This window comes from Candidatus Bathyarchaeota archaeon (assembly GCA_026014585.1).
Taxonomy (GTDB): domain Archaea; phylum Thermoproteota; class Bathyarchaeia; order Bathyarchaeales; family Bathycorpusculaceae; genus Bathycorpusculum.
Genome location: JAOZIA010000002.1, coordinates 337,568 through 362,791 on the forward strand (window position 1 = coordinate 337,568; position 25,224 = coordinate 362,791).

Here is a 25,224-nt window from a genome sequence, read left to right on the forward strand (position 1 = left end):
CTAATAAAGTAAATAACCTTTCCTGTTAAAAGAAAAAATAAACATTCACCCAAAAATGGGTGTTAAGAGTTTTGGATTACCTGCTCAGAAGAGGTTATGACTTCCTCAACAAGTTCTTGAAGTCCCTGCAGAACATTGGCAAGTTTTTGCCCTTTCTCAGTCAACGCATACTCTTTGGGTGTCTTTCTAACAAAAACCAGTTTTTTGCCCTTAAGGCCACGGAGGTACTTGTAGATTCTACGCATAGACAGTCCTGTTTCTTTGGCAATTTTTCCCGCGGAAATCCCAGTATCAGGGATTGCGTTGTAGACTTTTTCTTCTGTTTCAGTTAGGGTTTCTTTGTTTGGGTCACGTTTAGATTTAAAGAAGAACACGTAATCCCGCTCTGTTGGCGTAACGATTAAACCGACTTGCTTGAGCCGCTTTAAGGTGCGGGATGCTATTTTGGAAGAAAGTAAAGCTTCAATGGCTTCGAAAGTTTTTGGACCAGCAAGTAAAGCGTAAAGAATTGTTTCTTCGTTGCATTCTGAGTGGGCAGGCAGAACCTCTGCGAATTCTGGAAAATCCTCGATAACCTGTGTTAGGTGACCACCAAACGTTGTTGCATAGTATTGGTCACGTGCTTCAGTTGCTAAACCAACCGCCAATAAAGGATTCAGGTATTCCACGTTTATAGTATCTTGGCTGTGGATGTGCCCAGTTTTTTTAAGTTCCTGCTGTAGCTGGCTTACGGAATATCTGCCGTTAACGAGTGCTTTTAGAATGTGGAGGCGGGTTTCGTTTTTTAATACATTAAAGAGGTCTTTTATGTAGGTTGGGTTATTGATTGCAGAGCGCAGTTTCCTTAACTCATTTTTTAGTTTCCAAGTTTGACATCGGGTTATGCATTCAAGAGGCGAGGATGGTGAACAATTTTTGCATTCATCATTGAGGCTCTTGAGCATTGCCGACAGGTCATGATTTTTATCGCTCTTTTTTTGAGGCGATAAGACGTTCCCTATTTTGCGTCCCCCCATATCATGTGCCAAGGTGGGAAAGAGTGGAAGGCTGAATAGTGCCAGATTGTTGGTAACCACACCATGACACGTGTCATAAATATGTCATGCGTCATCTTTAAATAATTTTTCCCGCAAAATAGCAGGATTGAGGCTAAAACTTGCTACTACCCTGTGAAGTCGGAGTCAAAACGATTTTACCCGCCGTAAAGGCAATAATGGCACGGGTTATCGTTGAAAAGCATGGAATAAACGAGAACCAAACCGCTAAAATTTTGGGTCTATCACAATCAGCAGTCAGCAGATACATCACCCGAGACAGAGGCAACCTTATCGAGATAGAAAACGCAGCTGAAATCCAGCCTATCATCAACCAAATGGTCACCTACCTAATAAAAGAACCAGAAAAGAAAAAGGAAGTTATGAAACTCTTCTGTCAAGCCTGTCAAAAAATCCGACAAAAAGGGTTACTTTGCGAGTTATGCCAAAAAGAAATGCCTCAAGAATGGGCACAGTCCTGCAGTTTCTGTCAATAAATTTGGCTGTTAAGCTTTATTAAATCCAAAGCTCAGCAGTTTTTTGAGACAGCTATGTCACCTAAAGACGAGAACGCGGTACTTGACGTTATAGAAAAAGTCAGCAGAAGCGTAGTAAACATCAGCGCGGTAAAACTAGTCAACAACTTCTACCAAGCTGTTCCCGTCGGCGGAATGGGTTCAGGCACCATCATTGACTCCAAAGGATTAATCTTAACCAACAACCACGTGGTCGGCGGAGCAGAAAAAATCACAGTTACCCTCTGGAATAACAAGGTTTTAGAAGGCACAATCGCAGGTTCCTGTTCAGTGCATGACTTGGCAGTTATAAAAGTAAAATCCAAAGACCTGCCCGCAGCTACGCTTGGCAATTCAGACAAGCTACGGATGGGACAACGAGTTTACGCCATTGGCAATCCCTTTGGATTAACAGGTGGACCAAGTGTTACTTCAGGTGTGATAAGCGCAATTAACCGCACCATCGAATCCGACCGAGGACTCATAGAAAACCTTGTCCAAACTGATGCCTCAATTAACCCCGGCAACAGCGGCGGTCCTTTAGTGGATATTGAGGGAAACGTGATAGCCATAAACACTGCCATCATTCCCTTCGCTCAGGGCATCGGATTTGCCATCCCCATCAATTCAGCTAAAACCTGCACAAACGGCATAATCAACGAAGGCATAGCAAAACGACCCTGGATAGGCATTGTAGGGTTAAGTTTAACCCCTGAAATAGCACGCTACTACGACTTGCCAGTTAAGTATGGAGTTTTAGTTACTAAAATTGCTGAGGGAAGCCCAGCGGAAGCTGCCCAAATGCAGGCAGGTGACATAATTTTAGAGGTAGATAACCGAGAAATCACTCGCATAGATGATTTGGTTGCTGAAATTCATAAAAGAAAAATCGGCGATGACATAAACATTTTCGCGTTGCGAGATAGCAGGGAGCACTTTTTTGAATTAAACTTAAGCCAAGCACCATAAGGGGATAGTCATGAGCCAAAACCAGATAAAAGAAAGTCTAACCAAATACCAAACCATAGCCGTAGTCGGATTATCAGATAACCCAGCAAGAGACAGCTACAGAGTCAGCGGGTACATGCAAAACTGCGGTTACAAAATAATTCCCATTAACCCCTTTGTTGTGGAGGTTTTAGGAGAAAAAAGCTACAGAAGCCTCCTTGAAGTCCCAGCGGAAATCCAAAAAACCATCCAAATCGTGGACATTTTCAGAAAAGCCCAAGATGTACTGCCGATTGTAGAGCAAGTCGCCTTGCTAAAGGAGCGGTTGGGTGTTCCGTTTGTGGTTTGGATGCAAATGGGAATTGTTAACGAGCAGGCTGCGGAAGTTGCGGAAAAGTCTGGGTTGGTTGTTGTTATGGATAGGTGCTTGATGGTTGAGCACAGAAAAATGGTTAAACTCCGCCGAGCAGTAGCGAAGCAACCGTTGCGATTATAACGATTGTTAATGTTTCGTAGAGGGTTACTTTCCAGTTTATGCGAGTTTTCTTTGAGCGATACCGTGCAAGAAAGACTCCGACGATGACTGCAACCATTGACAGCGACAGGATTAGGTTAAAGGGTGCTATCTCTTCCAAAAACAGGTATGTTGAGATCGGGATTATTCCTGCCACAAACGTTGTCACACCACAAATGATTGCGGCGTAAATGTTTGAGCGTTGAATCTGTTTACCCAGTAGCGTGAAGAGTTTTTGAACCATTATCAGTGATTTATCGCGTTCTTTTTTGTCTGGTATGTCGCTTAAGCTGTAGTTCATCAAGTTCTGCAAAGTTAAAATGTCAGCAAAATCTTCGGTGATGCCGCCAAGTAGGAAACTGGAAAAGTTTGTTATGGCAACCGCGCTAAGAGTTAAGAAAGCAGCGAAAACCACTGTTTTAGGGTCACCTAAAAGAGCCGCACTACCCGTTAATGTCGCTATAAACGCTGAAAGAATCACAACCAAACTGGTTATGGAACCATCCACTAATCCAGCCACTACTTCCATAATTGGCTCTTTTTTCAGAAGCAAGCTTTCCCATTCCTTGCCTAGTTTTTGTCCTTGCGGGGTTAGCTGGATGTATCTGCCTTGATGCTGAAGTAGCCCTTCACCATCCATCTCGGCTAGTGCCTTGTCTAGCTCAGTCATTTCTATGCAGGAGCTGGCGCAGACTTTATCGAGTCTTTTTTTAAGAAGAGGTTTTGTAATTTTAGCTTTGTTGCTCAGATTTAATAAGACAACTATTCTAATAACATCGGGTAATTCTTGGACTTCAAACGACACTTAACAAGCACCGTTAACTTCAACAAAAAAGTCTATTGCAAGACTAATAACTTTTGTGTACGCAACAAGACAAATTATCATGTCAAATTGATTCTACAACTCTGGAGAAATTGTGGCAGAAAACATTCAAATCCTCAAAGAAAAAGTCAGGCTTTTGGTTGCTTGCATCAAGGTCAGCTTTAGTGCTGAAAGGAGAAGAGACAAAAACCGTTTTAAAACCCATCTCCAAAGCACCTTTAATGTCCTCCATGGGGCTGTCACCGATAAAAACTGCTTCCTGCGGAGTCACCCCAAGCTTGCTGAGAGCCATATTGAAAATGTTTGGACTAGGTTTTCTCCAGCCACAATCATGAGAAACCACAACTAAACTGAAAAAGCGGTGTATGCCAAACTTTCGAAGGCTCCAATGAATCACTGGGGCGTAAGTGAAGTTTGAGATTAACGCAACCTTGCAGTGCGCTGATGCCAGTTTAAGCAGTTCTTTTGCACCTTCTCGCAGTTCAAGAGAGTCAATGAAATCTTTGAAAAAAATGTTTAGCGCTACTTTTATTTTGGCATCGTCCACGCTGGTGTGGTAGCCTAAACTATTGAGGGTTTCTGAAACCCAAACCGCGTTAGTGACTTCACGGAACTGCCCATAACGCACCAGCCGAAACTTTTCGTGTGATGCCTTGTAGGCTTTCAAAAATTTTTCTTGCTCAACATCAAAGCCCTCAGCAACCAGTGCCTTGTGCAGGGTTAACATTGAATGGTTCATGGAGTAATTTTTGGGGTACACCAGTGTGCCGATGTAATCGAAAATTATGGCTTTACAAACCATCATGTTTCCCTTGTTTGAGAATTACTGTGCGGGTTATCTGCATAACTTTTTTGCCCACCGCGGTCTCTAAAAGCTGGGAAGGCTTACCGATAGTATCTTCAACTGCTGAGTCAAAACCGACTTCCCCAAGAAAACGCAGGTTCAACTGAGCAGTTTCCTGCTGGATGCTCGGTGAAGTGCCTTGTTTCATATTTTCGATTACACCTATAAACTGGGCTTTTTGTTCGCAAAGCAGGCTTACCTGTTTTTTGACGGTTTCAAAGGCAAGCAGGGATTGAGTGGTTATTATTAGGAATTCGATGCGTTTAATGAATCTGATGAGGTCAAGAAGGATATCGCCGATGCCAGGGGGGGTGTCGATGATGAGAAAATCTAGTTTTCCCCATTGTGTGACAGCTAAAAGCTCAATTAGAGCGTTGGAAACGTCTGTACCTCTTAGTGGGGCAGGGTTGTCGCCTGAAAAATAGATAAGTGACATGAACTTGATTCCGCTTGTTGTTGGCGGAATTAGACCTTTTTCTTCTATGGGTTGAAGATTTTTGGCACCCAATATTACATGAGTTGAGGGGCTGGTGAAGTCTAAATCAAACAATCCAACAGTGCAACCCTGCTTAACCAAAGATAATGCAAGGGTTGTTGCTATCATGCTTTTCCCGACGCCGCCTTTACCGCTTGAAACCGCAATAATTCTGCTTATCCCCGATAAACGTTGGCTAATCACGCTTGTTCGTGGGTCAAGCATTATTGTTTAACCCCTTTCACACTTTCAAGCCAAACCCCGCGCCCTTTCACGATTTCAAAATCAGGGCTACCGCATTTTGGACATTTTATGAAGGTGTGTGCGACTTCGGGAACAAAATGTATTGCTTCGGCAGTATTTTTATCAAGCTTAGCTTGGCTAAACTGCCACGTGTTACCACAAACTTGGCATTTGAGGGCTGTTTTAGCCTTTAAAATGTGAAAATGTGCTGATTTTAGGCTTTCAGGTTTAAGATGTGAAAAAGCAAACCGTAGAATTCCCGCTTCAACCTGCTGCATCTCGCCAATCCGCACAGTCACATCCGTGACTTCTGCAAGATTTTCGTCTCTTGCAACCTTGACGGCGGTGGCGATTATCGATTCAGCTAAAGCCCATTCATGCATAAAAAGCCTATCACTCGCGAATAATTTAAAAATTTGCATCTCGCAAGTCAAAACTGTTGCTCTATTAGGTACAGGTCAATTTTTGGCTTGAAAAGTCGCCATTAAGAGCTTCCCCTCTTAGGTTTTCTGTAGACCCCTCTATGGTTTCTGCATTGAATTTCTATTTGGAGCCTAATAGAAATGCTGATTAACAACCGCTGTGACCGCAACAATTTAATAATTAAGCCTTCAACCTTCTAAACAGTAACAGAAGGGCGCACTTATTGTCGATAAACGAGAATTTAGAGAAACTTTCCAACGCCTGCGGAATAACAGGCAGAGAAAACCAAGTCAAAGACCTAATGGTTCAACTTTTAAAACCTTACGTTGACGAGGTTAAAGTTGACAGAATGGAAAACGTGATTGCCATAAAACAAGGCAACCAGAAATCACCCAAAATCATGATAGCAGCCCACATGGACGAAGTGGGGTTAATGGTAAAAAACATCACCAAAGACGGCTTCATCCAATTCGCAAAAATGGGCGGAATAGACGACCGCATCCTACCAGCCCAAAAAGTTGTCATACACACAAAAAAAGGTCCACTTCAAGGCATCATCGGCTCCAAGCCACCCCACATCCAAAAAGAAGAGGAACGCAAAAAAATCATCACCTACGATGACCTCTTCATTGACGCAGGCGCCGAAAACAAAGAGGACGCGGGCAAAATGGGAATCACTATTGGAGACCCAATTGCCTTTGACATAAAATATGCCCAAATAAACAAAGACGCCGTTACAGGAAAAGCCTTTGACAACCGTGCAGGATGCGCAGCCATGATTGAAACCATGAAACTACTGCAAAAAACAGATTGCACAGTTTGCGCAGTTGGCACAGTTCAAGAAGAAGTTGGCTTACGAGGAGCAGCAGGAGCAACTTTCGGCGTTGACCCAGACATCGCACTGGCGCTAGATGTTACTGTTGCAGGGGATGTTCCGGGCGTACGCGAGTTTGATACACCCATAAAAATCGGTAAAGGTCCTGCGGTTACGATTTCTGATTCGGGTTTGATTGCGAATCCTAAAATTTTGCGTTGGCTAATTGACACAGCACAGGAAGAAAAAATACCCTTCCAGCTTGAAGCAGGATTACCAGGCAGCACTGACGCGGCAAGAATCACCATAACCCGTCAAGGAATCCCCTGCGGAAGCATCGCAATTCCCGCACGTTACATTCACAGCCCAGTAGGAATGGTTAGCCTCAAAGATGTAGAATCTGCGGCTAAACTCACAGCGGCATCAATCAAAAACACAACCCAATACTTCTAAACAAGCTCTCCTTCCTTTTTTAGGCAAAAAGCATTTTAAAACAAAGCAATCCCCTATACAGTGGTAAGTTATGTCTAAACCTGATAAATTCGCTGGCAAATTCGAGTTTCTTGAACACACTGCAGATGCTTACATTAGAGCATTTGGAAAAAACATGTCCCAAGCCTACGAGAACGCGGCGTTGGCTATGTTTGAAACCATGACGGATACAGATAAAATTGTGCAGACTGTGCAGGAGACTTTGGAGGTTGAAGCTGAAGACCAGTATGCATTGCTGTATAATTGGCTGGAGGCTTTGCTGGTGAAGTTTGAAACCGAAGACATGCTTTTTTCAAAGTTCAAAATCAGCAAATGGAACGAGACTGCGGAAGGTTTCTCGTTTAAAGCGACGGTGTGGGGTGAAAAGTTTGATGAGAAAAAGCACCCGCAGAAAGTAGCCATTAAGGCTCCGACGTATCATCGAATGGTTGTAATAAGAGAAAAAGAAAATGTATTATTGGAGTTTATTTTGGATATTTAAGAAATGTTCAACTGCTTGAGTTGAACAACTAAGTCTTCAACGATTGGTTCTGGCGGCTGATCCAACGATTTAGTGACTGCAATGACGAAGGGGATTTTTTGTTCTTTAAAGTACTCAACCAACGGTTTTGTCTGATTTGCATAAACCTGCAGTCGGTTTTTGATGACTTCTTCAGTATCATCTGCGCGTTGATAAAGTGGTCCACCACATTTGTCACATACACCTTCAACTTTGGGCTTTAGAAATTTGACGTTGTAGACTGCACCACAGTTCTTACATTGCCTACGGGAGGTTAATCTTTCAATGATTATCCAGTCGGGCACGTCAAGCTGAATTACCACATCTAATTTTGTGATTTGTGCAAGACTTTTTGTTTGTTCAATCGTGCGTGGGTAACCGTCCAGCATGAAGCCTTTGCCTTCGGGAATCTTACTTAGGCGGTCCTTTAAAACTTCAGTAACGACACTGTCAGGAACTAAAGCGCCTTTCTCAACAAAACTCCTTACTTTCATGCCAAGTTCGGAGTCACCTTTAATTAATTCACGGAAAATATCGCCTGTAGAAATAACGTCCAGGTTAAATTTTGTTTGAAGTCTTGAGGAGTATGTGCCTTTTCCAGCGCCTGGAGCTCCAAAGATAATTGCTTTCAAACTCTGTTACTCTCCTGTTTAGACTTCATTTCAGCAGTGCAGCATATTAAAGTTTTATGTGTATCAGCCTTTGGGAAATGTTTATGACATAAAAGTCTCAATTGTTTGGAGGCGAAACTATTTGCACACTAAACAAATCGGCAAAAACCTCTACCTGGTTGACCAGCAAACAGGCGGTTATCCAAACCTCATCTGCAGCTACATAATCAAAGCAGACTACACTGTCCTTGTCGAGTCAGGACCAACAAACTCTATACCGCAGTTACTATCGGGATTAAAAGAGTTGGGTGTCCCATTTGATGAAATAAAATATGTCGCAGTAACCCACATTCACCTTGACCACGGCGGCGGAACAGGCACCCTACTAAAACACCTGCCAAACGCAAAAGTCATCGTTCACCCCCGCGGAGCACCCCACATGATTAATCCAGAACGTCTCTGGCCATCTTCACAGTCCGTTTTAGGGTATGTAAGCGAAATTTTTGGCAAACCCGAATCCGTACCCCAAGAACGAATTTTACCATTAACCGAGGGCACCCTTGATCTAGGCAAAGGCGAAACCCTCAAAGTTTTTGAGACACTGGGGCACGCATCGCACAATTTGAGTTTTCTTGAATCATTCAACGAAGGAGTTTTTCCAGGTGACGCCGCGGGCACGTATTTCCCAGAGTTTGATGTTGCGGTTCCAACCACGCCGCCGCCTTTCCGTTTAGAATCAGCCCTGAACTCGCTTGACAAACTCATCAGCCTAAACCCCACCGCGCTCTACTACAGTCACTTTGGCAAAGCGGACAATCCGATTCGACGCTTAAAAGACTACAAGACACAACTGCAACTCTGGGCAGACATCGCCATTGATGGCGTAGCGAAAAACCAGAGCAATCAAGAAATTCGTGACCGCATAATTGCTAAAGACAAAGCACTCAATCAGGTAGCTGATTTTGTAAAGACACACCGTGTTTATTCGGTCACTGTTTTGGATAATTGCATCCGAGGCTTTGTTGAGTATGCAAAGAGCAAACAGGCAAACACGGGTTCATAACCTTTTATAACACCATTATTCTTTTGTTTGAAAGGTGAATATTTTGGGCGAAAACAAAAACAGAGCAGACCCAGAGAAGGTTCCACTACAAAAAATCAACGATTACATGTGGCAAATCCCCAAGTACAAGTCCGAGATGCGTGTTCCAGGCATGATATTTGCAAATGAGGCATTACTGGAAAAAATGCAGACAGACCGTACACTGTGGCAATGCAGTAATGTCGCGCAGCTTCCAGGCATCTACAAGCATGCAGTTACATTGCCTGATGGACATGAAGGGTACGGTTTTCCAATTGGAGGCGTCGCCGCTACCGATTATGAGAAGGGAGTTATCAGTCCTGGTGGTGTGGGCTATGACATTAACTGTGGCGTCAGATTACTATCTACTAATCTTTCCGAGAAGGATGTGCACCCAAAACTCTCCTCGTTAGCTGAAGCGATTTTCCGCAATGTCCCATCGGGATTGGGTAGCAGGCGTAAAGACTTCAGAGTATCAATGAATGACTTAGACAAATTGGTTCTTGAAGGCGTCCAATGGCTAATCGACCAAGGTTTAGGATGGAGCCAAGACGCTAAACACTGTGAAGAACAAGGGTTTATGGCAAATGGCAACCCTGACAAGGTTTCCAGAACCGCTAAAAACCGCGGCTTAACACAACTTGGCACGTTGGGCTCAGGAAATCATTTTTTAGAAATCCAAAAAGTAGACAAAATCTTCAACCCCCAAACCGCCAAAACCTTCGGTTTAACCCATGAAGGACAAGTAATGGTTATGATTCATTGCGGTTCACGAGGCTATGGACACCAAGTCTGCAGCGATTACCTACGCGTTATGGAGCATGCCTCACAAAAGTACAAAATAGCCCTGCCAGACCGTGAACTTGCCTGTGCACCAGGAAACAGCAGTGAAGCACGGGACTATTTTGAGGCGATGTGCTGCGCAGTCAATTACGCGTTTGCTAACCGCCAAGCCATCATGCATTGGGTAAGGCAGAGCTTCCAAGAAGTTTTCCACTCTGACCCCGAAAAATTCGGTTTAAACCTCGTATATGATGTGGCTCACAATATTGCCAAGATTGAAACTCACACAGTAGATGAGCAAGGCACAAAACGTAAGGTTTGGGTTCACCGTAAAGGTGCAACACGCGCGTTCCCAGCAGGTCACCCAGATGTTCCAGAGGATTACCGCAGCCAAGGACAACCCGTGCTTATTCCAGGCAGTATGGGAACCAGCAGTTGGGTACTGGTTGGTGGTCAGAAAGCTATGGATTTAACTTTTGGCTCCACCGCACATGGCGCAGGCAGAATGATGAGTCGCAGTGCAGCTAAGCGTCAGTATTGGGGCGGCGACATCAAGACAGGTTTGGAGAAGCGGGGGATTGCTGTGCGTGCTGCAAGCGCGTCGGTTTTGGCTGAGGAAGCGGACCCAGCTTATAAGAATGTTGATGTGGTTGCTGACGTTAGCGACAAAGTGGGCATTGCAACTAAGGTTGCCCGTTTAGTGCCTGTTGCAGTCGTTAAAGGCTAGCAACTGCCTCTTTTTTTGGGGTTAGTTCCTAAAGATTAGGGGAAGTGTATATCTGAAAGATTGAATAAGTCAATACAATAAACCATAGACAACCCCGCAAACGCAGAGAGAAAATGTCTTGGCTGATGACGGAATCAGAGTACGCTATTCAGGCTTAATAATATTCACTGCTCAAATGATTAGCGTAGCCACGGGATTAGCGTTCACCCTGCTACTCACCCGAAACATGACAACACAGGGGTTTAGTGACTGGTCATTTATTTACACTGCCATTGGACCCTTCCTTTTCTTAACAGGTGTCTTTCCATTTTGGACAACACGGTTTGTTGCAAGAAGAAAAGAAAACAGCATCAAAACGGGTTTAGCTGCAAACCTTATCCTTGGAGTAGCCGCAACAGTGGGGTACTGCGTGTTTCTCCCAATATATTTTGGAACATTCAATGTTAACCCGGGGCTTTTTGATATTTTCCTATTTGCAAGCCTTCTGATTTTAACTTCATATGTGACTATAATGCTAGAAAGCTGCTTACGCTCTGTTAAGCCGCAAACTACAGGATATGGCTTACTGGTTCATGAAATCATAAAAGTTACCATTGCATATACGGTGTTTTTCCTCTTCATTAAAGGGGAACCAGCTGCAGTAATTGATTCTCACACGCTGTTTTCAGGAGCCATGGCAAGTTTACTGATAGCTGTCTTTGTCCAGATAGCCTACTACATGTGGCTCTTAAGAGATGCACTTAAAGAAAAAATCCGATTTGCATACTTGGTTGAATGGCTAAAGGGTTCAGCGGTTTTTGTTTACAGCACAATTGGAACACAAATCTTGTCACTACAGGCATTCATGATTTATGCAGTTAACAAGGATTCACTGGGACATTACACTGCTGCAAGCATGTTCATTAACGTGGTTGCTTATGCAACTTCCCTATCATTTGCCTTGTACCCAAAACTGTTGTCAAACAATTGTGAAGACAAGCATGTTGTAACATCCTTTTCGACAACGATGATGATGGCGATTCCTTTAGCGACGGTGGTGATTTCAATGTCAAAATCGTTACTAACAGTTTTAAACGTAAATTATGTAGAATCATGGCCAGTGCTTATCATGCTAACAGTTGCTACTGTACTATCGCTGGTAAGTACATTTTACATCAACTACTTGACAGGCGTGGAAAGTTTTGATATTGGCGGAAAAATATCGCTCAGAGAACTATTGAAAAGCAAAATTTTCAAGGCGTTATCGCTTACGTATCTTCAAGCAGGCATAACAATCCCGTTAACTTTCATTGCCATTACGATGTTTCCAATTAGCAATCCTGTTGTGGTAGCGGAGTATGTTGGGGTTATAGCAATAATCATGAATGTGGTTAACTTGATTGTAAGTTACTGGCTAGTTCACAAATACGCAGGCAAAGTATTCATCAACATGAAAGACATAGCAAAATATCTAGCTGTCGGCGTTGTAATGGGAGCTACACTATTCTTACTGCCTGAAACAACAACACTTGTCTTTACTTTACTTAAAGCATCTTTAGGAGCAGGAATCTACTTTGGACTGCTACTGCTAATTGATGAGCAAGCTCGACACATGGTAAAACTGGTATTTGTGGAGATAAAGCAGATTCTGAGAATGAAACCAAAAAACCCAATCTAAACGTGGAAACCTAAATTTTTAGAGGACAAATTAATATTTCAACAAAAGTATATTGCTTTAGCAAATTTTGCCAGCCAAACACGTGTGGTCGTGAAAAAAAATAAAAGATGAATGCGGAATTTGCCACAGAGTAATCCAAACCTCATACATGCGAAAGTGCGAACGATGCAAACACATGTTCTGTCAAGACTGCATGGTACCCGACGTTTCAACAGGCGACTACAACGCTATGCTTTGCCTGAACTGTGCCAGACGAGTTGTTTCTCCAACCCCAAAATCAAAGTACAGCGGACTTGCAAACCACCTAAAATTCAGGGCAGCCTTTACAGACACTGTGAAGCTTACATTTGCAAGAATTGATGGATTGATAGGTAGCAATTTGCCGATGGAAGCTTATCGTGAGGTGGCATGGTGGAGCAATACTGCAAGAAACACGCATACTAAGGCATGGTTGGATGTTGGCTGGGAGGTACAGGAAGTCAATCCTAAAGAGGGCATGGTTGTTTTCAAAAAAGTCAAAGATGTACCCTTCAAGAAGGTAAAACGTGCAAAAAAAGAAAAAGATAAACCCTTCACGCCTGTACCAGCCCGATTGCCTAAACGTAAGGTTCCGTCTAAAACTAAAGTGTCAAAGCTGTATGCTAGAATCAAAAATTTGGAGCGCCAAAAAGCGATGGCTCATGGGCAAATTAGGGGTTTGAAGTCGTCAGTGTACCAGAAAAAACTCTACAAGCAAAATCAGAAACCCAAAAACAACTGAGTTGCCTTAAGGCTAAATTGTGGGTGGTGGAGGTGGCGGTTGTGTGGAACGGGTTTTTGAGACAGCCACAGCAACAATTACTATTACAACAATAAAGATTAAGCCGATTTCTAAGATGAACATGCCTAAATCATCCATAAAAGAAAAGAAAAAGTCGTCAGGTTCGCTTGTTGTGTCTTGGGGATGAGTGTTTGTTGGTTGTGTTGTTGAGGTGCCTGTTGGTTCTGCTGTCGGTAGGGGTTCATCTGTTGGTTGAATTTGGATGTTTGGTTCATACTGCTGGTTTTCATATATTGGGTAAATGTGGGCTTTTTCACCTATGTAATCGTCGGGTAATTCGCCGATTTCAAAACCGTTACCTGTAGTTTCACAGTAGTAATATCTGTTGTCGCTTCCAGTTGGATACGTCCAGTAGTACCCTTCAAGTGTGTCCTCTCCTAGCACTCCAACCGCGTAGTGTCCCTCGGGATTAATGAAGACAACACCGTAACCCATCTGTTTGACAATTGTAGCAAAAAGAATAGAGGTATCCTCGCAGTCTCCGCCATTATCCACCAAAGTCTCTATAGGAAATCTGGGGTACTCATCCCATAGAGTGGTTACATCGTCTGAAGTGTAGGGTAAACTTTGCACAAAAGCCAGAGCAAAACTGACCTTTTCATATTCTGAGAAACCATTCTCATCGGAGATTTGGGTTAATTTGTCAGTTAAGGATTGGATGTAACTGTCATGTGTTGTGACCAGAAAACCATAGCCTTGAATGCCGTTTTGAATGCGTGTATATTCGGAAACGGATTTGTAGGCGTCATATAATGCTTTGGGAATATCTAGATTCCAAGTCCAGTAACCTTGATAATTCCAAGAGTAAGTCATGTGATAATAATCGCTACTTTGAGCATAAACAATTTGAAAAGTAGCAGCTACGCTGATTAGCAAAGTTAAAGTTAACAAAAAGGCAAGTGTGGCTTTACCATAATTACCTATGATGTGTCTGCTCATTAGTTATCTTCATTAAAATTGGCACACCTAAATATTAATACCTAATCCCAAAATTAACAATTTTGTATTTGCAAGTTATCTTATGGGCACTGTACCCTGCTGTATAATCCGCTCAAATAGTATACGCTGCATAAGAGGCAACCCTGGAATCTTCAAAGTCAACCCTACACTTTTAGAATCGTCAGTTAAGTCAGGTATAAACAGGAATGCTTCCTTGTCATCCACAAGTATAAGACTGGATTTCTTTGCCAAGATTGCCGTAATCATTCTTCGGAAAGCCTCTGTTAGGTCATCAGTAGGACCTGCGATATTTGATATGGGCGTTGTTTTTCTAAACTCGATAAACTCTTCGCTCTTCAATCGTTCGTCTAAACGCTGACTACCATTAACTACACAAACAGCACTGACATACACATTTTTTTGAATCATTGATTTTAGAATGGAACTTGTGGCAAGCATTAAATTAAGAGGATACTGCTCAACCATGATAACACGTTTTTTAGCTGAAGCAACAGTGAGTGCTGCCCTTCTGCGTACAGCAGTCATTCCCCGAACTACCCAAACCACATCCTCAGCAGTGCTTTTTTCGGTCTGCTGCATTTCGGCAAGAATCCTATTAGCATCATCCGCTGCGTTTAGGTAAGAATTTCGCATGCGGTCTACGAGAATGTTGGGTGATAAAGCGTTGTAGATTACGGGTCTTCCACTTTGGAATTCGACAGCGCCCATTGCTATGAGCTGTTCTAGTATTTCGTAGATTTTTGTTCGGGGTACGGTGGAAGTTCGTTGTATTTCTGTTACGCTTGATGGTCCTAGTGATGCTAGTGCTGAGTAGACTTTGGCTTGGTAGTTGCTCATGCCTAGTTTGCAGAGTGCATGGATTAGTTTGTCTTGCTGTTCTTGGCTCAATTTTGTCACTCCAAAAGTAACAACAAATCTATAAGATACTGGGGCATATATCCGTTGGGGCAAGTGAGGTAACTTGGCAAACAACCTGGAAGTAGCCATCGAAACTTCAAACCTAACCAAAATCTACAAAGAAGGACAAATCCACGCAGTAAACGGATTAAACCTCAAAATAAAACAAGGCGAAATCTACGCCTTAATCGGCGCCAACGGCTCAGGAAAAACCACAACCATCAACATGATAACAGGCAGCCTCTACCCAACATCAGGCAAAATCAAAGTCTTAGGCTACGAAATGCCCAAACAACGCCGAGCCATAGCAAGCCAAATTGGAGTTGCCCCACAAGAATACGCAATCTACAACGACCTAACAGTCGAGCAGAACCTTTGGTTTTTCGCAAAACTCTACCAGATGAAACGCAGCCAATTCGAAACGCGGCTAAATGAGCTTTTACCGATTCTGCGATTAGACGAAAAAAGAAAAACTACGATTTCCAGTCTTTCTGGCGGAATGAAACGCAGAACAAGCATCGCCTGCGCGCTCGTACATCAGCCAAAAATCGTGTTTTTGGATGAGGCAACTGTGGGTATTGACCCTGTTTTGCGCGCGTTTTTTTGGGAATACTTTAGAAAACTGGCGGATTCTGGTTTGACTATTGTTTTGACTTCACATGTGATGGATGAGGCTGAAAGGGCAGATAAGATTGGTTTGATGCGTGCTGGAAGGCTGATTGAAGAAGGGACACCGCAAGAAATCAAGCGCAAGTATGGTGTTGCCACGATTGAGGAGGTTTTCATTAAACTAAGTGGAGGAGAAATTGCCGATGCATAATGGTAAATACAAGAGTTTTTCATCTGCGCGAGTTATGGCTGTTGCTTGGCGTGTACTTAAGCAGATTTCCCGTGATAAGCGCACTTTAGGCATGATGATTGCAATGCCAGCATTGATTATGCTTATTTTCGGGTTTGTTCTTGGCGGCGAAGCAACAAATGTCCCCATTTTGGTGGATAACCAGGATAGCGGATTTAGCTCTGGAGAACTTAGCTTCCATTTTGGCGACAACATCACCTCTTCGTTGATGACTGATGACAGAGTAAAAGTAACGTTGGGCAGTTTTGAGCAAAACAAAGCAGGCGTGGATAACGGAACATACTGTGGGGCAATTCGTATTCCCGAAAATTTTTCGCAAGCACTGCTGATCGCGATGGCAACTCAAGGTCTGCAACATATAGGAATCAGTGACCTCCCACCAGACATTGCCAATTTCTTAAGCCAGAACAATACAAGTGTCGACACTACAATTTCACTATACATTGACGGAACAGAACCAGCAAATCAAGCAAGCATAATGGGAGCACTACACAGCGCTCTGCAGAATTCGTCTGGAAGTGGTGATGACATAACACTTGATAAGCAGTTTGCATTTGGAGGCGAGGAATATTCTGGTCTTGACGTGAGCATTCCATCAGTGATCGCGTTTATACTAACTTTCCTTGTCATGTTAATTTCACTTATCATAATCACCCGAGAAGCCACCTCTGGAACACTGCAAAGAATCTACACTACACCACTCTCAGCCATAGAAAGACTACTAGGTTTCTCCATTGCACTTCTCCTGATTAGCATCCTTATGGTAAGTGTTATTTTGGTGATTGGTGTGGGCGTTTTTGGTGCGGTTGTTCAAGGCAACATTTTCCTTTTGTTCTTTGGCGCGGTGCTGTATGCTTTGGCGCATGTTTTCCTTGCGGTTTTCCTCTCGAACTTTGCCAAAAATGAGTTGCAGGCAGTTCAGATGGCCCCATTAATCGCGTTGCCAAGCATGGCATTAAGTGGAATGCTGATTCCAGTAAACAGTTTCCCAGATTGGGTACAAATTATCGCCAAGTTCGTGCCAATGTATTACGGAAACAAACTGTTTGAGGGCATAATGCTCAAAGGCTACGGCATCGGTGATTTAGGCTTGGAGTTTCTGGTGATTGGTGGCATTGCTGTGTTGTTCTTTGCTTTGGCAGCGGCAACGGTAAAGGACAGGATAACCGATTAGGCATGTCGCACTAAGCTCTGTTAGGCGCACTTGTGCCCTGCCCATTACACACTACAAACACATAAAACGACAAACTTGAAAAATAAAATCAAAAAAGGAAAGAAAGGTTGTTTTATGGTTGCCATTTCTCAACAAGATACTTAGGTATCTCGCTTGAGTCACGTGGACCAACCATGGCTTTCCAGCCGGATAATTCTTCGATTTCACCGCTGATTCTGCTTGCTTTGCCTGGGATGATGATTTTGCGATGCTTGACTTTGCCTTCGATACCGCTGGATTTTATTGCGTCTGCAACTTTGTCTGCTGTTAGTTTGCGTCCTGCGACACCGCTGTCGATTGCGCTGCCTTCTGCATCGACTACGAGTAGGTAAGCGTTGGTTTTGCTGCTTTCAATGTCTGATGCTACAGTGTAATAGGTTAGGGCAAAGTTTGATGTGAAGAATACTGGACTGTTTTCATCGGGTGTTCCGAACACTTTGAGACCTGGTGCAACTGCAACTGGTTTGCGTGGGTCAGTGTAAATGTTTTGTCTTAGGAATACTTCTGGTAGTTGTGCCCATCCATCGGTTGTGTGAAGTATAACAATGTCTGCAAAACGGACGATAAGCATACCGGCTACGTAGGCTTCACGCCATTTGACTAAGTCATCAGCCATTTCACCCTTGTTTGCCCAAGCTGTTAAGGGTAAACCAATCAATGGAAGACCAGCTAATTCGTTACCTTGTTTTGTTGCGCTTCTGCGAAGCATTGTAAAGTTGTTTAATGTATCAGCTAAGCCATCATTAAAGAATGTTCCAGGGTCCAAAACGAGGTCTTGAACACCATAGGTTTGCAACGTTTTAGCTAAGGTCATAAGATTGTTTAGGTCGTTAGGTGCAGAAGCAACAAGTGGACAGTTGTACATTAAGGCTAATTCTGCCATGTCTTTCCAGTTTTCCATTGTTGCAGCGTACAGTAATGGTCTTGCTTTCGGTATTGCCATAACACCTGCTTCAAGAACAGAAGGGTTCAAAGCACAGAGAATTAAGGGCAATTTGGTTGTTTCTGAAACTTTTTTGACACAAGCCTTGAATTTCTCAGCGTCACCGGAAGTTGAACGAACAGCAATCATGTCAAGTTTCAAAGCGTTTCCGATGTATTCGTAGCTGAAACTTTCTGTACTTTTTATGCGGCTGTCAACTTCTGCGTCAGGCATTTCGTCTGTTACATCAACTGCGATTGCGGTTGGGTTAAAGTATGTGAATTCGTGTCGGTACATGACAAGTTTGCCACCGATTTTACGGGCATTGTCACCAGCACCGATTACTACTTCTTTAACTGGAGGTTTGAGCATATCTTGTAGTTTTTTGTAGTTCTTTGCGTGTTCTGGTTTCTACAAGGGTTTGCATTGTTCAATGCTTGCTTCACGTGCAACAACTTTGGTGGCAAAAGCCATACAGTTTTCTTGACCGCATTCTTTACAGTTAGTTTTTGGAAGCAACTTGTAAATGTCTATTGGGCTTAATTCTTTCTTTGTAGCTTTTTCACTCATACATTTTTCCTCCGAGTTTACATTTTGGCTGAAACCCAGTCTAAGTATTTGCTGGGGTCAGCTTTTTTACCGCTGGATAAGTTGTTGATAACGTCTTTTAGGGTCTTGACTGCTGCTGGGTGAATCATCATAAACATGTCTACACCTGCTAGCAGTAGGGTTAATGTAGTGTTTACTTCCCAAAGTGGACCTCTGAGTTCGCGTGGTTCCCATCTGTCCTCCAATTTTAGCCAAGCTTCACGTGCAGCCCAAGCATTGGTTGTTCCAGAGGACATTGGATGTGCAAGTTCACCGTCTCCCATTAAGCCTGCGAGTCTACCGCGTTCCATGTTTGTGAAAGCGTAGTCTAGACCGTAACCTAAAGCAGCTGTGGATAAGTCCATAACGATGTCATCTTTACCTAAGTAATCATAAAGGTTTCTGTTCAATTCTCGTGCCATGTTTAAGTCCATTGAAGTGAAGGCTAATACGGCATGGTTGTTTTGTTTTGCAAGTTTTGAAATTTTCTCTATTTTCATGTCGCGTGTAAATGAGCTTAGAAGGAATCTTTCACCTGGAAAAGCTTGAGTTACTTCTTCGAATAAGGCTGTGTCTTTTTCTGGGTCACCGCATCCACCGATTACAAGGGGAACATCAACTGCTTGCAACACGTTTTCGATTGTTTTTAGTGTTGATTTTGGTGTTGCGTCTTTGAGTAAGGGGTCAATGCTGATTAAGTGAACGGTAATCATGTCTGCACCGAATTTCTCAACTGCAAGTTTTGCCCAAGCCGCAGGGTCGTCCAGGACTTCTTTAACGTGCATCTTGACAGCTTTAGACAAGGGCACAGCCATGTCGAAAACGTCCATGGTGACAACTGGCTTGTTTATGATGGAGCTTTCAAAAGTGTAGAAGGCAGGTGCTTTTTCGCCACCTATGGTTATGCTTCTTCCACGGGTGCCGCCTTCACTTTTTGTTGCACCAAGTTTTACTGTTGCTATTTCACCAGAGTATTTTTCGATTGGCGGTGTGAAAGTTTGTTGCATTAAAGCAGCTGGTTTTGTTGGCATAGAAATAGGCAGTTTGACATTAGGCATCATTGGAGCAGCTACGCCAGGCTCAACTCTGAATTCTAGATTGCTTGCGCTCATTTCAAAGTCGTGGAGTTCGAGGTGTTGAAACTTCGCAAGAAGCTTCAACAGGTCGTTTGCGTCGATTCCACCGTGTTTGTCTTCGTCTTTTTTATTGTCCGCCAAGTTAACTCACCGTTTCTCTGCTTTTTCTTCTTTTAAGGGTTTAACGATAACTTTGGAAGCATAGATTTTTGCATCTTTAAGAATTATTCTAAAGCCGCCAGCATTTATTGGTAAAGATGAAGTTGTCATCACGGGCATGCCCTCAAATGCTTGTGCTTCAGGAGCTGCTTCTGCTTCTTCGGCAGTTTCTTCTGTTGTCCATCTTTCGACGACTGGATGGCTCTTTTCCTTTAGGAATGCTTGAAGGTCCTCAATGTTCTTTGCGTCGTCTTCGGTTGCAATCTTGTCAACGACATCTTGTGGAATATATTGTTTGACTTTTTCTTTGATTTCCTTTGGCAACCAAACGATTCGGTTCCATCCACCGTCTGCTGCGAAGAATTTGCTGCTACGCATGTACTCAAGTGCCATACCGTGGAATCCGTCAATTTGACGTCCGCCGGCTGTTGAGTCTGCTAGAGTGCTGAAAGGTAAACCGTTTACTGTTGCACCTTTAAAGCCTCTGTGTACTACTGCTAAGCCGTCAACTTCTGGAATGTAGAATGCTACTGCTTCGAAGCATCCGCATGAAGTGTGTGGATGGTCAAATGCTGTGTAAAGCCAGACTTTGGTGACCTCGCCCATGCTGTGTTTCTTTACTGCTTCGTTAGCGCCGCTGAATTCACCTTTCTCTGCGTTGATAACTTCGCCTCTTGGAATTGCAAAGATTGGACCTTTCGGGTCAATGCTTGCTGAGGCTTTTCCGTCAAACCAGCTGATGGCACCACAGTTACTGTATCTTTGTGGTGTGATAACACAGACGTGGCTTGGAGCAAATGATTGACATAGGACACAACCGTAGAAGGTGTCGACTTCACTGTCTTTGAGTCCTCTTGCTTTTGCGTCACGTGCTTCATATGCTTGGAGTGCTTGTGGGTATACTTCGGCGAGTTTGTCAGCGTCTGTTATGAAGGTTATTTGTAGTTTTTCAACGATTGGTAGTTCGCTCTTGAAGAGTCTGTAGAGAACTTTGCCCATTATTTCAAAGCTGTTTAGGCCTTTCTGGAATGATTTTTTGCCTAAACGCATCCAGACGTCATAGCGCTGGTTTAAGTGCATGAAACCTTCGACGTAGTTTAGATAGCCGTGAATACGTCTTTCAAGGACACCTTCAAGGCCTGCATCGAGTTTTGCGCCTGCTGCTTCAATGAGGATGCCGAGTTGGTGTGCGCCGCCTTCTTTGAGGTCTTTTAGGTCTGGTCCGATAATGGTGATTTTGCCATCATCGATTTCATTCATGGGTTTTACTTTTGCCAGTTCAAACTTTTGTTTGACTGTTGGACCGCCGAGTTCGACTTGCATGTCGTTTCGTCGGATACGTTCTCCTTCATAGATTACGCCTACTTCGACTGGTATATCTTTAAACATTGACATTTTCTTAGTTTCCTCCTTGGTTGAATTGTGAGGTCATGACTTTGAGGTTTGATGCCCATGTGTCTAGACGTGCGTTGGGGAATGACCAGCTTGCATGTGGATGATACAAGTTGTCAAGGGTCATGGTTTTCTGGTCTGGTGCAAAGTGTTTGAGTCCTGATAGGATAAGTGCTTCCATATAGTAGGGTAAACCAACAAACATTACTAGGTCTGGGTGGCCTTTGCCGTCTATACCTTGCCATGTTGGGTCAACCACTCTTTGGCCGATGTCCATTGCAGTCATGAAACCTGCAGGGGTGTATCCTCGTTTGAGGAATTCACCGACCATGTGGGCTGTTGCGACTACTTGAACTTTGGACGCGTTTGCGAAGTCAATTATGTAGTCAATGAGTAGTTTGCCTTCCATACACCTTTGAGTGGCATTGCTGCCGACAACTAAAAGGGGTCTGGCGGCTCTTTTGATCATTGCTACTGCGATCTCGGGTTTTTGGATTGGGTTTGCTTTTTTAGTTGCAGCTATTTCTGCACATTGCCATGGTTCACAGGACATTCATGATCACTCCTTAACTTTCCTTACCATTCTCTGAAGCATTGTTGGGTCTGGAATTATTGATTCCTTCCAATCTTTTGCTTTCAGGATCTCGGTTATTTCATCTTTCATTGTGATTGGTATGTCAGCTGGTGTTCGGATGAACTGGTGGATGTCTGGGGGCATTATGCCGTAGTGACGTTTGTGTAGGTCGATGTAGTGGGTTAGTTTGCCCATACGTCCTTTCCATGTGTCGTTTGGTCTTAGGCAGAGTTTTGCGATTTGCACCATTGCTTCTTGTGGTGTTTCGACTGTTTGGAAGAGGTGTTCGGGGCATGGACCAACGTTTACTTTGTTGCCTGTTCGGGCATCGTAAACTTCCCAGTTTTCTGGTTTGTCTGATCTACCCATAAGCATTCTGCGGTATTTGCTGCCGTGTGGACCTACAAGGACTGGTACACCTAAGCTCCAGAAGCCTGATGCAATTGATGCTGCTTTCTGGGAGTATGCACCCCAAGCTAAACCGACTGCGCCTACACGGTTGTGTATGTAATCGGCGATTTCCTCGTAGTTACCTCGTAAGTTTCGTTTGGCAAAGATGTTTGCTACTTTGATTGCTGCACCTGCAATGTGTGGATTTGAAACGCATGAACCATTGTTGAGTACTCCTCCAGCTTCGAATCCGCCTGGGAATTCCTCGTAGAGGGTCTTGCCGTCCTCATTCTTGTAGCTGCCTGCAGACATTGCTGAGCAACCAGTAAGGCACACTATGTATCGGCGTAAAGCGAATTCTCTGGCGATATCATAAACGTCTTTTCCACCGTTGGGGTAGTTAGCGCAACCTACTAATGCGACAATTCCTGGAATTTCGCCGAGTACGATTGGACCACCGACGCTTCTGATTTCGACGTCTGAGACTGCACCTCTGCCTGAGCGACAGAAGTTTTTCTCTTCAAGCATGTTCTTTTCGCCGACTTTGAGTATGAAGCTGTGGATTTCTAGTTTAACTGGGCAGGCTTCTTCGCACCTTCCGCAACCGATGCATGCTTCGTATAGAGCTGCAAGTTTGGAATAGTCACCTTCAGCTGCAGCGCGTACTGCTGGTTCAATTGAAAGGTCTTGTGGGCAACTTCTCTGGCATAGGTTGCAGTGGCGGCATTTCTTTGCGAGTTCTTTAATTTGGTCTAGCTCTGGCAGAGATTTCATCTTTTTGCGAAGAGGCGCAACTTTTTGAGCTACTCTAACAGCGACTTCACCGACTTTTTCTGGGTCAAGGATCAGAACACCAGATACTCTGTAGCTGACTAGATCATCTACGATTTGGTCTACTGGATCATTTGTACGGTCTTTGTAGCCGATACAGTTCTTTTCAGATGCTGCAATAACTGGAGCTTTGACACGTTCAGCTTCTAAGTTGCAGTCAGTTCGAACACATTGTTCGTCTAAGACGACTACGTCTGCGAAACCGCCGCGTATGTAGCGGAGTTCCCAAGAGATTGGACCAACAATTTTTGCACGTTCGTAGTACCTTGTGTTGTCAATGGCAGTGCAACATAGACCGACGACTTCCATTTTATCGTCGAGTTTGTGATCTTTCATGTAATCGATAATTCCAACGGAAGGCACGACGTTGTGACCGATGCACATGATAACTGGTTTTGTGTTATCAACTGTTCCGATGCCCATTTGTATAAGTGGTGCTTCTGGGTCTGCTTTTGGGAAGCCTAAGGTTGAAATTTGACAGAGGTCTGCGATTTCCATACCCACTTGGTCCATTCTGCCTGCGTGGAATGCTTTGGATTCAAAATCTAAATTGTTAGATTCTTGACCTGTGTGTGCTGCAGAAACTAGATGGGTAATTTGTGATTCTGTGTATGATAAAATATCATCCAAGTCGCCAAGGGTTTCAGGTTTTACGCCTGTGACAAGTCTGGTTACTGGCGCTTCAACTTTCACGTTTAAGCCGCCTACGTTGAGCGGGAATTTGCGACCATATACCTCGATTAAGTGGTCAACAACGTGCCTAGCATGACCGTTGTGGGTTGCAGCTCCAATACAACATGCAATAAGCACGATACGAGAAGACTGGTCGGCAATGTTAAGCCCGCATGCACCGCGTTTTCCAGCTGTCAAGTCACATTTTCCGTATGTGCAAAGACAGCAGAGGTCGCAGTCAGGCATGTAAAAGGGCTTGTATTTGTTTAGCAGTTTCATGTCCCAGTCTCGTAGGGTGGTTATATGAGGCATTGGGGTTGGACCCATTGGCTCATTCCAGTTGTCGGTGACAACTTTGCCAAAGGATAATTCCAAGTTTTTAATTTGACCCATATTGGTCTTCATTTCGTCTATTTTAACACGGACGTTTTTACTAGTCAAAGTGAGAACCTCTGTAAAGGTTTTAATAAAATGCGATTGTCACAAAGTTTTTAAACCTTTCCAGATTGCCCAGATAAAAATCACGTCAAATTATACAGGAAATAAAACCGTAAATCAAAAGATATTAAAAAAAAAGTTGATTATATGTAGCCTAAAGTTTTCAGAATTGCTTTTACCGACAAGTATGCTTCATTATCACTAGGTAAATCAAGCAAAGATTCACCCGCCAAAACACAATCATCTAATGCCTCGTCTGGAGCAATTTTTCCAAGATACTTAAATTTAAGCTCTTGCTCAGCTAGGGCACCCCGTTCTTCTGGGAATCGGTAACCGCCAACTAAGTAAAAGTTTTCATATTTCATGTCAACTTCTTTGATGATTCTAACTGCCCGGCGCACGTGGTCAAGAGATTTTTTGGAGTGGTCAAGCACCTCAAAAATGTCGTTAACTGTTGATGTGATTCTGCGGTTGAGGTTTTCAAGCCCAGCAGGGGAGTCAATGAGCACGAATTTGTAGGTTTTTGTTAAAGATTCCAAAGCACCTTTCAAGGCTGAGTTTGGCATGCAATAGCAGCCTTCAACCCATTTGGTACCAACCGCCATAAAATCAAAATGGTTACCCTCATAGAGCCCGTTTTCCCAAATCCTGCTCTCAATACGCTGAGTTGGAGGAACACCAACAGTTGTACCACCATGCTCAATAAATGTGCTAACAATGAGGTCTGCAATTGTGGATTTTCCAGCTTCTTTTAGCTCTACACCCAGCATTTCGCCGAGGTTTTGGTCAGGGTCAGCATCAACTAGAAGAATAGGGGATACGCCTGCTTCAATAAGACATTTAGCCATTAACGCTGTAAAACTGGATTTTCCGGTTCCTCCGCGACCAACAGTAACAAGAGTTTTCAATATTAAAACCTCAAATTGTTATTGCGGTTTTCTTAGCTTAAA

The 25,224-nt window shown here is 43.5% G+C and carries 25 protein-coding genes and 1 pseudogene; 11 read left to right on the forward strand and 15 right to left on the reverse strand.

Going from position 1 to position 25,224, the window contains the following annotated elements; all coding sequences use genetic code 11:
- Nucleotides 1-62: 62 nt before the first annotated feature.
- Complete coding sequence (locus NWF01_01995; protein MCW4023789.1) at nucleotides 63-1,076, reverse strand: hypothetical protein; 1,014 nt, start codon at nucleotides 1,074-1,076, stop codon at nucleotides 63-65.
- Between the two features lie 80 nt (nucleotides 1,077-1,156).
- Between NWF01_01995 and NWF01_02000 the strand changes: the two genes are divergently transcribed.
- Genes NWF01_02000 through NWF01_02010 form a run of 3 tightly spaced genes read left to right on the forward strand, consistent with a single transcriptional unit; the run spans nucleotide 1,157 to nucleotide 2,993 of the window.
- Nucleotides 1,157-1,531 carry a hypothetical protein gene (locus NWF01_02000; GenBank protein MCW4023790.1) on the forward strand — a complete coding sequence of 125 codons (375 nt, stop codon included), beginning with the start codon at nucleotides 1,157-1,159 and terminating at the stop codon, nucleotides 1,529-1,531.
- Nucleotides 1,532-1,585: 54 nt separating this feature from the next.
- On the forward strand, nucleotides 1,586-2,518 hold the full coding sequence (locus NWF01_02005) for a trypsin-like peptidase domain-containing protein (protein MCW4023791.1): 933 nt from the start codon (nucleotides 1,586-1,588) through the stop codon (nucleotides 2,516-2,518).
- A 10-nt stretch (nucleotides 2,519-2,528) separates the two neighbouring features.
- Nucleotides 2,529-2,993, forward strand: coding sequence for a CoA-binding protein (locus NWF01_02010; GenBank protein ID MCW4023792.1), 465 nt, complete (start codon nucleotides 2,529-2,531; stop codon nucleotides 2,991-2,993).
- On the opposite strand, the gene NWF01_02015 is transcribed toward NWF01_02010, so the two are convergent.
- From NWF01_02015 to hypA, 4 genes are all read right to left on the reverse strand, one after another.
- Nucleotides 2,950-3,816 (reverse strand): hypothetical protein, encoded by an 867-nt coding sequence (locus NWF01_02015; GenBank protein MCW4023793.1) that lies wholly within the window; start codon nucleotides 3,814-3,816, stop codon nucleotides 2,950-2,952. The genes NWF01_02010 and NWF01_02015 overlap by 44 nt on opposite strands.
- Before the next feature lie 82 nt (nucleotides 3,817-3,898).
- Nucleotides 3,899-4,639, reverse strand: a complete 741-nt coding sequence (locus NWF01_02020; GenBank protein ID MCW4023794.1) for an HAD family hydrolase — start codon at nucleotides 4,637-4,639, stop codon at nucleotides 3,899-3,901.
- The gene (locus tag NWF01_02025) at nucleotides 4,626-5,378 is read right to left on the reverse strand and encodes an Mrp/NBP35 family ATP-binding protein (protein ID MCW4023795.1); all 753 of its coding nucleotides are present in this window, start codon (nucleotides 5,376-5,378) and stop codon (nucleotides 4,626-4,628) included. The genes NWF01_02020 and NWF01_02025 overlap by 14 nt, the downstream gene beginning before the upstream one ends.
- On the reverse strand, nucleotides 5,378-5,779 hold the full coding sequence (hypA, locus tag NWF01_02030) for a hydrogenase nickel incorporation protein HypA (protein ID MCW4023796.1): 402 nt from the start codon (nucleotides 5,777-5,779) through the stop codon (nucleotides 5,378-5,380). The genes NWF01_02025 and hypA overlap by 1 nt, the downstream gene beginning before the upstream one ends.
- A 263-nt stretch (nucleotides 5,780-6,042) precedes the next feature.
- On the opposite strand from hypA, the gene NWF01_02035 reads away from it, so the two are divergent.
- Both NWF01_02035 and NWF01_02040 read left to right on the forward strand, forming a co-directional pair.
- Complete coding sequence (locus tag NWF01_02035) at nucleotides 6,043-7,086, forward strand: M42 family metallopeptidase (GenBank protein ID MCW4023797.1); 1,044 nt, start codon at nucleotides 6,043-6,045, stop codon at nucleotides 7,084-7,086.
- A 70-nt stretch (nucleotides 7,087-7,156) separates the two neighbouring features.
- Nucleotides 7,157-7,606, forward strand: a complete 450-nt coding sequence (locus tag NWF01_02040; protein MCW4023798.1) for an archease — start codon at nucleotides 7,157-7,159, stop codon at nucleotides 7,604-7,606.
- Here NWF01_02040 and NWF01_02045 read toward each other — a convergent pair.
- Complete coding sequence (locus tag NWF01_02045; protein ID MCW4023799.1) at nucleotides 7,603-8,256, reverse strand: nucleoside monophosphate kinase; 654 nt, start codon at nucleotides 8,254-8,256, stop codon at nucleotides 7,603-7,605. The two genes, NWF01_02040 and NWF01_02045, sit on opposite strands and share 4 nt — an antisense overlap.
- A gap of 121 nt (nucleotides 8,257-8,377) precedes the next feature.
- Between NWF01_02045 and NWF01_02050 the strand changes: the two genes are divergently transcribed.
- From NWF01_02050 to NWF01_02065, 4 genes are all read left to right on the forward strand, one after another.
- Nucleotides 8,378-9,298 carry an MBL fold metallo-hydrolase gene (locus NWF01_02050; GenBank protein MCW4023800.1) on the forward strand — a complete coding sequence of 307 codons (921 nt, stop codon included), beginning with the start codon at nucleotides 8,378-8,380 and terminating at the stop codon, nucleotides 9,296-9,298.
- Nucleotides 9,299-9,404: 106 nt separating this feature from the next.
- Entirely contained in the window at nucleotides 9,405-10,826 is a 1,422-nt protein-coding gene (locus NWF01_02055; GenBank protein ID MCW4023801.1) for an RtcB family protein, read from the forward strand.
- Between the two features lie 118 nt (nucleotides 10,827-10,944).
- Nucleotides 10,945-12,483, forward strand: a complete 1,539-nt coding sequence (locus NWF01_02060; GenBank protein ID MCW4023802.1) for a hypothetical protein — start codon at nucleotides 10,945-10,947, stop codon at nucleotides 12,481-12,483.
- A gap of 148 nt (nucleotides 12,484-12,631) precedes the next feature.
- Nucleotides 12,632-13,243 (forward strand): hypothetical protein, encoded by a 612-nt coding sequence (locus NWF01_02065; protein ID MCW4023803.1) that lies wholly within the window; start codon nucleotides 12,632-12,634, stop codon nucleotides 13,241-13,243.
- Between the two features lie 12 nt (nucleotides 13,244-13,255).
- Here the strand turns inward: NWF01_02065 and NWF01_02070 are convergent, their stop codons facing one another.
- Both NWF01_02070 and NWF01_02075 read right to left on the reverse strand, forming a co-directional pair.
- Nucleotides 13,256-14,242: a hypothetical protein gene (locus NWF01_02070; protein MCW4023804.1), complete on the reverse strand. Its 987-nt coding sequence runs from the start codon at nucleotides 14,240-14,242 to the stop codon at nucleotides 13,256-13,258.
- Between the two features lie 75 nt (nucleotides 14,243-14,317).
- Entirely contained in the window at nucleotides 14,318-15,151 is an 834-nt protein-coding gene (locus NWF01_02075) for a hypothetical protein (protein ID MCW4023805.1), read from the reverse strand.
- A 73-nt stretch (nucleotides 15,152-15,224) separates the two neighbouring features.
- Here NWF01_02075 and NWF01_02080 point away from each other — a divergent pair, with 73 nt between their 5' ends.
- On the forward strand, nucleotides 15,225-15,980 hold the full coding sequence (locus tag NWF01_02080) for an ABC transporter ATP-binding protein (GenBank protein ID MCW4023806.1): 756 nt from the start codon (nucleotides 15,225-15,227) through the stop codon (nucleotides 15,978-15,980).
- The gene (locus tag NWF01_02085; protein MCW4023807.1) at nucleotides 15,973-17,193 is read left to right on the forward strand and encodes an ABC transporter permease; all 1,221 of its coding nucleotides are present in this window, start codon (nucleotides 15,973-15,975) and stop codon (nucleotides 17,191-17,193) included. The genes NWF01_02080 and NWF01_02085 overlap by 8 nt, the downstream gene beginning before the upstream one ends.
- Nucleotides 17,194-17,305: 112 nt before the next feature.
- Here NWF01_02085 and acsC read toward each other — a convergent pair.
- From acsC to NWF01_02120, 7 genes and pseudogenes are all read right to left on the reverse strand, one after another.
- Nucleotides 17,306-18,538, reverse strand: a pseudogene (gene acsC / locus NWF01_02090) (acetyl-CoA decarbonylase/synthase complex subunit gamma).
- 27 nt (nucleotides 18,539-18,565) lie between these two features.
- Nucleotides 18,566-18,724: a hypothetical protein gene (locus tag NWF01_02095; protein ID MCW4023808.1), complete on the reverse strand. Its 159-nt coding sequence runs from the start codon at nucleotides 18,722-18,724 to the stop codon at nucleotides 18,566-18,568.
- 17 nt (nucleotides 18,725-18,741) lie between these two features.
- On the reverse strand, nucleotides 18,742-19,959 hold the full coding sequence (gene cdhD / locus NWF01_02100; GenBank protein ID MCW4023809.1) for a CO dehydrogenase/acetyl-CoA synthase subunit delta: 1,218 nt from the start codon (nucleotides 19,957-19,959) through the stop codon (nucleotides 18,742-18,744).
- A 6-nt stretch (nucleotides 19,960-19,965) separates the two neighbouring features.
- Complete coding sequence (gene cdhC, locus NWF01_02105) at nucleotides 19,966-21,366, reverse strand: CO dehydrogenase/CO-methylating acetyl-CoA synthase complex subunit beta (GenBank protein MCW4023810.1); 1,401 nt, start codon at nucleotides 21,364-21,366, stop codon at nucleotides 19,966-19,968.
- Between the two features lie 10 nt (nucleotides 21,367-21,376).
- Nucleotides 21,377-21,922: a CO dehydrogenase/acetyl-CoA synthase complex subunit epsilon gene (gene cdhB, locus NWF01_02110; GenBank protein ID MCW4023811.1), complete on the reverse strand. Its 546-nt coding sequence runs from the start codon at nucleotides 21,920-21,922 to the stop codon at nucleotides 21,377-21,379.
- Nucleotides 21,923-21,928: 6 nt separating this feature from the next.
- Complete coding sequence (gene cdhA, locus NWF01_02115; protein MCW4023812.1) at nucleotides 21,929-24,277, reverse strand: CO dehydrogenase/acetyl-CoA synthase complex subunit alpha; 2,349 nt, start codon at nucleotides 24,275-24,277, stop codon at nucleotides 21,929-21,931.
- 140 nt (nucleotides 24,278-24,417) lie between these two features.
- Nucleotides 24,418-25,182 (reverse strand): AAA family ATPase, encoded by a 765-nt coding sequence (locus tag NWF01_02120; GenBank protein MCW4023813.1) that lies wholly within the window; start codon nucleotides 25,180-25,182, stop codon nucleotides 24,418-24,420.
- Nucleotides 25,183-25,224 lie beyond the last annotated feature (42 nt).

Coding starts and splice junctions, on each gene's coding strand:
- NWF01_02070 (MCW4023804.1), bottom strand. CDS start 14,242: ATGAGCAGACACATCATAGGTAATTATGGTAAAGCCACACTTGCCTTT.
- NWF01_02085 (MCW4023807.1), top strand. CDS start 15,973: ATGCATAATGGTAAATACAAGAGTTTTTCATCTGCGCGAGTTATGGCT.
- NWF01_02005 (MCW4023791.1), top strand. CDS start 1,586: ATGTCACCTAAAGACGAGAACGCGGTACTTGACGTTATAGAAAAAGTC.
- NWF01_02010 (MCW4023792.1), top strand. CDS start 2,529: ATGAGCCAAAACCAGATAAAAGAAAGTCTAACCAAATACCAAACCATA.
- cdhC (MCW4023810.1), bottom strand. CDS start 21,366: ATGTTTAAAGATATACCAGTCGAAGTAGGCGTAATCTATGAAGGAGAA.
- hypA (MCW4023796.1), bottom strand. CDS start 5,779: ATGCATGAATGGGCTTTAGCTGAATCGATAATCGCCACCGCCGTCAAG.
- cdhB (MCW4023811.1), bottom strand. CDS start 21,922: ATGTCCTGTGAACCATGGCAATGTGCAGAAATAGCTGCAACTAAAAAA.
- NWF01_02025 (MCW4023795.1), bottom strand. CDS start 5,378: ATGCTTGACCCACGAACAAGCGTGATTAGCCAACGTTTATCGGGGATA.
- NWF01_02040 (MCW4023798.1), top strand. CDS start 7,157: ATGTCTAAACCTGATAAATTCGCTGGCAAATTCGAGTTTCTTGAACAC.
- NWF01_02020 (MCW4023794.1), bottom strand. CDS start 4,639: ATGATGGTTTGTAAAGCCATAATTTTCGATTACATCGGCACACTGGTG.
- NWF01_02095 (MCW4023808.1), bottom strand. CDS start 18,724: ATGAGTGAAAAAGCTACAAAGAAAGAATTAAGCCCAATAGACATTTAC.
- NWF01_02055 (MCW4023801.1), top strand. CDS start 9,405: ATGTGGCAAATCCCCAAGTACAAGTCCGAGATGCGTGTTCCAGGCATG.
- NWF01_02065 (MCW4023803.1), top strand. CDS start 12,632: ATGCGAAAGTGCGAACGATGCAAACACATGTTCTGTCAAGACTGCATG.